This is a genomic window from Ferruginibacter sp. (assembly GCF_031430955.1).
Classification (GTDB): Bacteria; Bacteroidota; Bacteroidia; order Chitinophagales; family Chitinophagaceae; genus Ferruginibacter.
Genome location: NZ_JANPCM010000222.1, coordinates 1 through 5,986, shown reverse-complemented (window position 1 = coordinate 5,986; position 5,986 = coordinate 1). Strand labels below are relative to the sequence as shown.

General features: G+C 39.7%; 5 protein-coding genes. All 5 read left to right on the top strand.

Annotated elements, in window-relative coordinates; all coding sequences use genetic code 11:
- Nucleotides 1-1,526 (top strand): mandelate racemase/muconate lactonizing enzyme family protein (locus ACY65O_RS06330; protein WP_462220010.1); only part of this gene is annotated, 1,526 nt, incomplete at its 5' end.
- Nucleotides 1,527-1,608: 82 nt separating this feature from the next.
- Nucleotides 1,609-2,715, top strand: coding sequence for a bile acid:sodium symporter family protein (locus ACY65O_RS06325; RefSeq protein WP_462220009.1), 1,107 nt, complete (start codon nt 1,609-1,611; stop codon nt 2,713-2,715).
- Between the two features lie 26 nt (nt 2,716-2,741).
- The gene (locus ACY65O_RS06320) at nt 2,742-3,686 is read left to right on the top strand and encodes an RraA family protein (RefSeq protein ID WP_462220008.1); all 945 of its coding nucleotides are present in this window, start codon (nt 2,742-2,744) and stop codon (nt 3,684-3,686) included.
- Nucleotides 3,687-3,715: 29 nt separating this feature from the next.
- A complete protein-coding gene (locus ACY65O_RS06315) occupies nt 3,716-4,990 on the top strand; it encodes a mandelate racemase/muconate lactonizing enzyme family protein (RefSeq protein WP_462220007.1) in 1,275 nt (424 codons plus the stop codon).
- A gap of 53 nt (nt 4,991-5,043) precedes the next feature.
- Nucleotides 5,044-5,986 (top strand): Gfo/Idh/MocA family protein (locus tag ACY65O_RS06310; protein WP_462220006.1); only part of this gene is annotated, 943 nt, incomplete at its 3' end.

The following is a 5,986-nucleotide window of genomic DNA, read 5'->3' as shown; positions in this document are numbered from 1 at the left end:
CACTGTTGAAGAGAGCCTCTAAAAAATTATTATGTGAAATGACAGCATCACAAAAGTATTTAGCCACACTGGGTTTAAAAGATAATGATATTACAGAAGAAGAAATCTTACCTAAAGAACAGGAAAACAGCCGCCGTTCTTTTTTTAAAAAAGCAACTATGGGTGGTATTGCATTTGGAAGTGCTTTGGCATTTTCACCTATCGAAGAACTTGTTGCACAAAGTACGCAAAAGGTTAGCCGCAATTCAAGCCCGTCAGACCTGAAGATAACAGACATGCGTTATTGCCTTACGGCAGTGATGGGTGGTACTGCAATTATTCGTATTGATACCAACCAGGGTATTTATGGATTAGGCGAAGTAAGAGATGCAGCTGATGTACGATATGCACTGATGCTTAAGAGCAGGATTCTTGGAAAGAATCCCTGCAATGTTGAGCAAATATTTAAATCAATAAAGCAGTTTGGTGGACAAGCCCGACAGGCAGGCGGTGTATGCGCTGTTGAAATGGCGCTATGGGATATTTGTGGCAAAGCTTATAATGTACCTTGCTGGCAATTATTAGGTGGCCGGTACCGTGATAAAATAAGAATTTATGCCGATACGCCTGAGTCCTCTTCTCCTGAAGAACAAAAAAAATTAATTAAATACCGCACAGAAGAACAGGGTTATACCTGGCTGAAGATGGATGTTTCTATTGGCGAATTAAAAGGCATACCAGATACATTAGTGAATGATAAATTCTGGCAAAATACGCAGGGTAATCTGGCGCAGTGGGGCGATCAAAGTAATTATATGTCGTACGGCAACACACTACACCCATTTACGCAAATACAAATAACCGATAAAGGATTAGAGGAATTACAAAAAGTAGTAGAGAATGTAAGAAGCATGGTGGGTTATGAAATTCCATTGTCTACAGACCATTACGGCCACTTTGATTATAACAATGGTATTCGATTAGGAAGAGCGCTTGAAAAATATCGCTTAGCATGGTTAGAAGATATTGTATCGTGGGAATACACCGTGCAATGGAAACGATTGACAGATGCTTTAGAAACACCTACACTTACCGGCGAAGATATTTACTTGCTGAAATATTTTAAACCACTGATCGATGAACGTGCAGTAGATATTATTCATCCCGACCTTGCTTCATCCGGAGGATTGCTAGAAACAAAACGTATTGGTGATTACGCAGAAGAGTATGGTATAGCCATGGCCATGCACCAGGCAGGCACACCGGTATCTTTTATGGCAAATGTGCATTGCGCAGCCGCAACACAAAACTTTTTAGCACTGGAACATCACTCGGTAGATGTACCGTGGTGGGACAGTTTAGTAAAAACAACGGATGGCAAAAAAATAATTACCAAAGGTTTTGCAGATGTGCCACTATCGCCTGGCTTAGGTATTGAATTAAATGAAGAAGTATTGAAACAACATTTGCATCCATCTGATAAAAGTTATTTTGAACCCACTACGCAATGGAATGAAAGGCGTTCTCACGACAGGATATTCAGTTAAACAATATAGCAGGCAAGTTTAGTTGTACAACTTGCCTGCTATCATTTTCTATTTCACGTAAAAGTTTAATACCATTTAAAATATGGCGCCCAAAAAAAGTTCGGTGATTTTTTACAGCCTTGCTGTTTTGTGTATTTTGCTATCCATCATTTTTTGGGCAGCAAATAAAATTGAACTCTCCGGCTGGTCGCTTACTTTTTTCTTTGTTAGCCTTTCCTTTGCCTTCCGGTATAATGCAGCATTAAAAGGCTTATCGTTTACCGTAATAATTTTTGCGGCGGTAACATTGGCGATGTTTCATCCAGAGTATTTTTTACAATGGGGTAATTTTAAATTAAGCAGTTTGATAATACCGCTAATTCAGTTACTAATGTTTGGCATGGGAGCATCCATGAGCGTAAATGATTTTGCCGCCGTTATTAAATCACCAAAAGGTGTGGTGATTGGTGTAATGAGCCAGTTTATTATTATGCCATTACTGGGTTTTGCATTAGCAAGCCTCACTAATTTTCCGGCTGAAATTGCAGCAGGTATTATTCTTATCGGTTGTTCTCCAAGCGGGCTTGCTTCTAACGTAATGGCTTATTTATCCAAAGCCAACCTGGCTTTATCCATCACCATCACTTCTATCACCACACTGATTGCACCTTTTGTTACACCACTGCTGATGAAACTTTTTGCTGGCGCCTTAATTGAAATTGAAGTAATGAAAATGATGTGGGATATTTTTAAAATGATCATTATTCCAATAAGTGCTGGATTAATTTTTAATAAGCTTTTAAGTGGTCGTTCAAAATGGCTGGATAAAGCGATGCCTTATGTATCCATGTTAAGTATTGCGTTGATCATTACCATCATCACTGCCGCAGGAAGAGAAAGCCTTTTGAAAATAGGTGCCCTGTTAATTGTGGTAGCATTGGTACATAATTGCTTTGGCTATTTACTGGGCTACTGGAGTGGCCGCTTATTTAAAATGCCGGAAAGAGATTGCCGCACCATTGCAATTGAAGTGGGAATGCAAAATGCAGGACTTGCATCGGGCATTGCAAAAGAAATGGGAAAGATAGCTACCGTTGGTTTAGCAGCAGCCGTGTTTGGACCATTAATGAATATAACAGGCTCTGCATTAGCAAGCTGGTGGCACAACCGTTTGCCCAAAGAATATACTGATGAAACAGTTCATAAATAAATATTGCTCATTAAATTACTTATTGCATGAAAAAAATTAAATCATTCTTTATTGTATTTGTAATGATTGGCTGTTGTATGCAATTAAAAAGCCAGCAGGTACAAATTTCAAAAGAACAACTGATCGCCTTAACACCTGCATGGAAAGGCGAACGATTTGCAGATGGCCGCCCTAAAGTGCCGGATAATATTTTAAAACGCATGAAGTTGGTAAGCGTGGAAGAGGCCTGGGCCGTTATGAAAAATGCCGGCTATGCTTACCAGGTAGCAGAAGGATGGATGCAAATAAATCCTGACAGTGTTTTAACAGGCCGTGCAGTAACGGCTACGTTTATGCCGGCAAGGCCCGATGTATGGGGGGCCATAGATACTGCAGGCAAAAAAATGGGCAAGCGTGGACAAAATACCTGGGCAGTTGACCTGTTGATAAAAGGAGATGTATATGTTGCCGACCAGTTTGGAGCCCATCGTAATGGACCTACCATTGGAGATAATGTGGGCAATGCCATTTATGCTAAAACAGGAAATGGCATTGTGTACGACGGTGCCTTAAGAGATGTAGAAGGCTTAAAAGAAATTGGTGGCTTCACTTCTTACTATACCAGTTATGATCCGTCGTATCATAATCCGCCAGGTGATCTTAATACAATGATCGTTGGTATCAATCAGCCCACACGTATACGAACAGTAACAGTAATGCCCGGAGACATTGTTTTAGGTAAGATGGGGGTGGTTACATTTATCCCTCCTCATCTTGCAGAAAAAGTAGTGAAGACATCAGAGATCGTAAGGCTAAGGGATATGTTTGGCCACCAGCGTTTAAGAGAAGGAACCTACACTGCCGGGCAAATAGATACCCGCTGGACAGATGAGATTGAAAAAGATTTTTCCAGGTGGCTTAACGATCACATTAATGAATTGCCTGTACCAAAAGAACAGGTGCAGGAATATTTAAAAGAACGTACCTGGTAAAATTCACATCATCTAAAAAAATATTTTCCATGACAAATTCAAGAAGAAATTTTATAAGTAAAGCGGCCATAGCTGCTGCAATAACACCATTCGCATCCCTATCAACTTTTGGTATGGGTTATCAAACTGCAATTGATAAAACGCCCAGACCATCTTCCCCTACCGATCTTAAAATAACTGAAATAAAATGCGGTTATATAAAGGGCAGCCTTTTTGTAAAAGTATTTACCAACCAGGATATATGGGGTTGTGGCGAAGGCGTGGATGCGATACCGGGCACTTATCATTTGGTAAAAAATTTTGAAGCAAGGATAAAAGGAAAAAATCCATTGAACGTTCATCGTTTGTTTGAAGACATTCGTAAAAGTGGTTTTTTTCAGGGTGCACAATCAGGAATGTATGTTGCTGTATTATCTGCAATAGAAACCGCTTTATGGGATATTGCAGGTAAAGCATTAAATGTACCGGTGTATCAATTACTGGGTGGAAAGTTTCGTGATAAAATAAGGGTGTATTGTGATACCGCTTTGTATCAAAGAAATTTGCCCACCCCAAAAGATTTTGCAGAAGCTGCATTAAAATCAAAACAAATGGGATTTAATGCTATTAAGTTTGATCTGGATCAGGCCAAAGACCCCGGTAAGTATGATGCGTATAACTGGACCGCAAGCCCTGCCGAATTGCAACGAATGGTGGACCAGATGACAGCAGCACGTGAAGCCGTAGGCCCCAACATTGACATATGTGTTGACATGCATGGAAGATATGATGCAGTAACCGGACAGGCTGTTGCAAAACGTTTGGAACATTTAAACCTGATGTGGCTGGAAGAACCCATACCTGCAGAAAACCCGGAAGCCTATAAATTAATTACCGAATCAACCAGCACACCAATATGTGCAGGCGAAAATCATTACCTGGCTTATGGCTTTAGAAGATTGCTGGAAATAGGTGCTGTAGATATTGTAATGCCCGACCTGCAAAAAGCAGGTGGATTGGGAGAAGGGCAGCGCATTGCTAATTTGGCCAATTTATATTATGTACCTTTTGCACCACATATGGTAGCTTCGTTTTTAGGTGCAATGGCATCTGCACATGTTTGCGCATCTGTACCAAATTTTTTAATTTTAGAATGGCAATCGTATTTTCATACTGACCCAATGTTTAAAGAAATTGTTCATTATGATGGTGAGTGGGTAAAAAATAGTTTTATCACGCTGTCGGAGAAACCAGGTATCGGTGTAGAGATTAATGAAGATGCAATGAAAAAATATGCAATACCGGGTATACCTTTCTTTGTATAAAAAATAAAACATTCAGCATTTGTAATAGTATTATTCAACTTAAAAATTTTATTATGAATAACTCCCGCCGCAATTTTTTACAAAAGCTTACTGCTTCTGTTATTGCTGTACCTTTTTTAACAAACGATAGTTTAGCCAATATTGATAAAAATGCTGACCAATATTTTTATGATGGCCCGGTATTAAGAGTTGCTATTATGGGCCTTGGCAGTTATGGCACCCGTGTTGCCGATGCTATACAGGCTTGTACAAAAGTAAAATTAGTAGGCGCTATTAGCGGAACGTCTTCTAAACTAACTGCGTGGCAAACAAAATATAATATCCCGGAAAAGAATTGTTACAACTACGAAAATTTTGATGCTATAAAAAACAACCCTGATATTGATGCCGTGTATATTATTACGCCCAACTCATTACACAAAGATCAAACCATACGTGTAGCACAGGCAGGTAAACATGTTATTTGCGAAAAGCCGATGGCATTAAATGCAAAAGAAGGTGAGCAAATGATAGCAGCCTGTAAAAAGGCCAATGTAAAATTATTAATTGGCTACCGAGTGCATTTTGAACCAAAAACTTTAGAGATCATTCGCATGAGAAATGCAGGGGAGCTTGGAAAAATAATGTTCTTCCAGGGATTAACCGGCTTTAGAATTGGCGACCCTACACAATGGAGATTGAATAAACAACTGGCTGGTGGTGGCTCCATGATGGACATTGGTATTTATGCCGTTAATGGTGCCCGTTATATGGTGGGTGAAGATCCAATTTGGGTAACAGCGCAGGAAACAAAAACAGATACTATAAAATTTGCAGCAGGTGTTGATGAAACCATTCAATTTCAATTTGGCTTTGCAAGTGGTGCGGTAGCTTCCTGTTTATCTACTTATGCAATGAACGGGTTAGATCGTTTTTTTCTGAATGGCCAAAATGGTTTTGGAGAAATGCAACCTTCTACCGGTTATGGCCCAATAAAGGGCAGAACCAATAAAGGAG

Excerpts from the sequence above, each read along its gene's own strand:
- ACY65O_RS06325 (WP_462220009.1), top strand. The coding sequence starts at position 1,609 with ATGGCGCCCAAAAAAAGTTCGGTGATTTTTTACAGCCTTGCTGTTTTG.
- ACY65O_RS06320 (WP_462220008.1), top strand. The coding sequence starts at position 2,742 with ATGAAAAAAATTAAATCATTCTTTATTGTATTTGTAATGATTGGCTGT.
- ACY65O_RS06315 (WP_462220007.1), top strand. The coding sequence starts at position 3,716 with ATGACAAATTCAAGAAGAAATTTTATAAGTAAAGCGGCCATAGCTGCT.